General features: G+C 38.1%; 1 pseudogene. It reads left to right on the plus strand.

Features of this window, described 5'->3' with window-relative positions:
• Positions 1–1,669: pseudogene (locus tag Q0296_RS10845) on the plus strand (alpha-2-macroglobulin); the annotation flags it as partial.

Consider the following 1,669-nt stretch of genomic DNA (forward strand, 5'->3'; position numbering starts at 1 on the left):
TAGCAACTTCACTCCATTTGCAAATTTCACAAACGAAGAGCCATATATCTCAAGTGTTGGCGAGATCGGCATTAGAAGTGCAAATTTACCTGAGTTAAATGTAAGCGTTGAAAAGTTAAGCGATCAAAATTTTAGATACTTTTTAAATTTCAACGACAATAGCGAAGATCTAAGCAATTTTAGCTCAAAAGTAGCAAGCAAAAGCTACAAGCTAGAAGGTGCATTAAACGAAATTTCGCTAAATAAGATCAAGCTTGACTTTGCAGGAGCAGGAGACGGAGTTTATAAGATAAGCTTAAACTACAGCAAAGATAAGAGCGTCTCAAAGGTCGTCTATCTAAGCGACATCGCCATAAATGCAAAGCTTGGCAAGGATGAAATTTTCGTCTTTGCAAACCGCCTTGGCGAAAACACAATGCTACCAAATGCAAATGTAAAAATTTATGGCAAAAGAAACGAAGAGATCGCAGTTGGCGCGACAAATGACGTTGGCGTCTTTAAATTTAACAAAAAAGATATCTACAAAGAGATCTCATCAATAGTCGTCTCACTTGGCAAGGAGCAAAATTTCCTCATCATAAAAGATGGCGAAGCTCTAAATGAGGCAAAGCTTATCAGTCAAAATCCAAGCGAGAGCATCGATGCTTACACGCATTTTGCCTCAAATATCATAAGACCAAACGAGAGCTTAAAAGGAGCAATTTATCTAAGAGATAGGGACTTTAACCCGCTTAAAAATATGCCAGTTAAGATCAAATTTATCGATCCTCAAGGCAAAAGTAGCGCCCAGATCACGCAAAATACAAATGATGTCGGCATGATAAATTTCGAAAAAGAAATTTTAAGCGATCTAAGCGGTAGATTTAACATGCAGATAATCTACGCTAGCAAGGTGATAGCAAGCGTGCCATTTTATGTCGAGAGCTTCGTGCCAAACAAGATAAAAAATGACATAGCTATAGACGCTGATAAATTCTTTGCAAACGAGCTAGTAAAGGTAAATTTAACAAGTAGTTATCTCTTTGGCGGAGCAGCTAGCGACTTAGCTGGCAGTATGCAGGTTAGCTTCTTTGATGATGAGTATAAGAATAGCGAATTTAAAGAGTATAAATTTAAAAACGACACCCTAAAAGCGGCTGCCTATCCAAGCATAGAAAATGATCTAACTCTTTCAAAAGATGGCAAATCAAACCAGATGATAGATCTTAGCTTTAACACCAAAAACGCACCTTCAATAATAAAAGGTGTCATAAATTTCAATGTAAATGACGATGGCAAAAACGTAAGTGACGCAAAAAGCTTTACGCTCTATCCTTATAAAGATATGGTTGGCATCGCTGCTAGTACGGCATTTGCTGATCCAAACGAAGATGTAAAGATAAGAACAGTCGTCGTTGATATGCCAAGCCAAAAGGCAGTGAAGTCAAATTTGAAATTTGATATAAAACGTGTCTCATGGCAGTATCAAAGGGATGTAAATGGCTATATAAAATGGATCCAAACGCTTGAAGATGTGGATAGCTTTTATAAAAATAGTGGCGAGTTTAGCTATAAATTTACGCAAAGTGGCTCATACGTCATCACTGCTACAAATTTAGTAAGTGGCGCGAGCACGAGCCTTGATATGGACGTGAGCGGCTACAACTACTCGACTCTTGCCCCCACAAAA

The organism is uncultured Campylobacter sp. (genome assembly GCF_937890585.1).
In the GTDB taxonomy this organism is placed as follows: domain Bacteria; phylum Campylobacterota; class Campylobacteria; order Campylobacterales; family Campylobacteraceae; genus Campylobacter_A.